The following is a 2,327-nucleotide window of genomic DNA, read 5'->3' on the forward strand; positions in this document are numbered from 1 at the left end:
TAGTGATCGGACGCCAATAGCGAAACTCATGGCACGTTGAAGGATGTAAGAATGGAAATCGCCCTGCTTGGTCTCTCAGAACCCGAAATGCGGCATCGGCGTTCACTGCTTCTGGGATGTTCAGCCAAGCAAAATCATCGCGGTACCCTGTGGCCCAGATGACAGCATCGACATCGATCCTGGCGCCGTCAGAAAACGTTGCCAGTCGTCCCTCGGACCAGGTGAGGCCCGCATCAAGCCGACCCGATTCAGCCACCACCAGACGCTCTTGCCGAGAATGCGCTCGGGGAACAGTCGGCGTGGCTTTCCTGTAGCGATCCAGACCTCATTGGTCACCGCGAGTTCCGCCGCTATATCCCGGCCTGATGCGCCGTCGCCCACGACAAGCACCCGGCCGGAGGGAACCGAGCTAGGATTCCTGTAGGTTTCAGGATCAAGTTGGAGGACCGATCTGCCAAAGCCTGCTGAAACCTGGGTACGCAGCGACTTTTGGAATCCGCCAGTCGCAATGACGACATTGCGACTGCAAATGGTCAGCCCGTTGACTAGAGTAGCTCGAAAGCCACGCTCGTCCTTTTTCAGAGCCACCACATCGGCCCCCAACGTCACCGGAAGACTGTGGCTCATAGGTCTCCAAATATACGGCAAATTCGTCTCTTGAAGGGTAGCCGTCCATACCCAGCCCCGGCAGTGCGCTAAATGCCCGCGGCGTAAACAGCGTCAGTGAATCGTAGCGCTGTCGCCAGCTCTCGCCTATCCGCTCCGCCCTCTCAAGGATAAGAAAGTCGAGCCCAACCCGCTTCAAATGGAAGCCTGCTGCCAAGCCTGCCTGGCCCGCGCCGATGACCAGGACATCGGTCTCTATTTCAGGCATCGGATGCGATCAGCCGACGGAGCTTGGTGAGTACGGTCTGACGCGGTTCGTGCATGTCAAGCGTACCGAAGAAAGCGCCCTTGGCGTCCATCAGGATGACGCCAGCGGTATGATCCATAGTGTAGCCGCCGCCTTCGGTCGGCACCTTGTTGTAATAAGCAGAGAATGCCTTCACCGCCTTTTCGGTTTCGGCCAGTTCGCCACGCAGCGCAAGGATGCGCCCGTCGAAGGCCGTCATATATTCGGACAGAACCTGCTGGGTATCGCGCTCGGGATCGACAGTGATGAACAGAGGGGTGAACTTCTCAGCGTCTGGTCCAAGTTCGGCCATAAGGTCCGTCAGCTCGTAGAGCGTGGTCGGGCAAATGCTGGACAATTCGTGAAACCGAAGAAGACGAGGTACGGCTTGCCAGCCAGCCGCGCATTGTTGAACTTTTCCCCGGTTTGCGAGGTAAGATCGAATGGTCCGCCTACGCGTGCGGTGCCCGTTGACACGTGTTCCTGAAGCTCGGCATTCGGCAGTATCCCTTTCAGGCCGATTAAGATTCCTGCTGCCACTGCCACCGCAGACCAGGTAGCGATCCGAAAAATCTTGGCCTTGTTCACTTGCTCGCTCCGTGCCCTGAATGATCTTCAGGGGCGGCCTCTCCGGCCTTACGCTGCACGGCAAACTCTACCTCGACACGTCCAGCCTTCTCGAAGACCAAAGTGGCTGAGAAGCTTTCCTTTTCCTTGAGCTGTCTCTCGGGAGAGATGAACATGATGTGGAGCCGTTCAACCTCGAAGTCGACGACCGCTCCCGGTTCAAGCGTGACACGTTGTCGCCGAGAGCAGTTCAGCACGGCCGATTGTCAAGCTGATACCGACGGCAAATGGCCGATCAGTCCATTCGTCGGGCGAGTGAGGATCGGCCAAGGCTGCATCAGGTCGACTGATCGGCACCGAGATCAACGATATCCTCTCGATAGCCTTTCACGAAAACCTGCTCACCCAACCACTACGACGCGCGCGCTCCGCGTTGCTCTGAGTCTTCAGAACGGAACAAGGACATGCCCGAAAAACAGGAAACGCGTACCGCCCAGTTGGCAATTCGTGTCTTTCCATCCTTGAAAAGCTCTTGATCAGGCCGCCCACGCCGAAATGAGGTCTCCTAGCTCCATGGCTCAGCTCGTCCTCACGCGCTGGTTAACTGAGAGGGGTTTCTTGAAAACCGACGATCAGCACACAATGGCCACTGGCCCAGAGGACGCGACGGTCTCGTCGTAGGCCCCTGGGCCAGACAGGCAGCCATCCGGTACTCGCCAGAAAACTGACAGGGGGTTACGGCAGCCGGGCAGCTGCCGGAATGGTCGATTTCCTGGGTCATCGCACCGGATGGCTTCGGGAGTCCTGGTCAGGAGGGAACCAGGGCCCCAACACGCTCTGCATTTGCTTCCGCCTCACGCAGAGCCGA

The 2,327-nt window shown here is 58.1% G+C and carries 2 protein-coding genes and 2 pseudogenes; all 4 read right to left on the reverse strand.

The genetic code is table 11. The features are described from left to right. Positions 1–120 precede the first annotated feature (120 nt). Complete coding sequence (locus tag GGQ99_RS26260) at positions 121–627, reverse strand: NAD(P)-binding domain-containing protein (protein WP_281380111.1); 507 nt, start codon at positions 625–627, stop codon at positions 121–123. Continuing rightward, positions 557–874: pseudogene (locus GGQ99_RS26495) on the reverse strand (NAD(P)-binding domain-containing protein); the annotation flags it as partial. The gene GGQ99_RS26260 and the pseudogene GGQ99_RS26495, both read right to left, overlap by 71 nt. Continuing rightward, positions 867–1,480: pseudogene (locus GGQ99_RS26500) on the reverse strand (SCO family protein). The pseudogenes GGQ99_RS26495 and GGQ99_RS26500, both read right to left, overlap by 8 nt. Continuing rightward, positions 1,477–1,716, reverse strand: a complete 240-nt coding sequence (locus tag GGQ99_RS25965) for a copper chaperone PCu(A)C domain-containing protein (protein WP_183264792.1) — start codon at positions 1,714–1,716, stop codon at positions 1,477–1,479. The pseudogene GGQ99_RS26500 and the gene GGQ99_RS25965 overlap by 4 nt, the downstream one beginning before the upstream one ends. Positions 1,717–2,327 lie beyond the last annotated feature (611 nt).

It is taken from the genome of Aminobacter niigataensis (assembly GCF_014200015.1).
Classification (GTDB): domain Bacteria; phylum Pseudomonadota; class Alphaproteobacteria; order Rhizobiales; family Rhizobiaceae; genus Aminobacter; species Aminobacter niigataensis.

Bases quoted from the DNA above. Each gene is read 5' to 3' on its own strand.
- GGQ99_RS26260 (WP_281380111.1), bottom strand. From the start codon at position 627: ATGAGCCACAGTCTTCCGGTGACGTTGGGGGCCGATGTGGTGGCTCTG.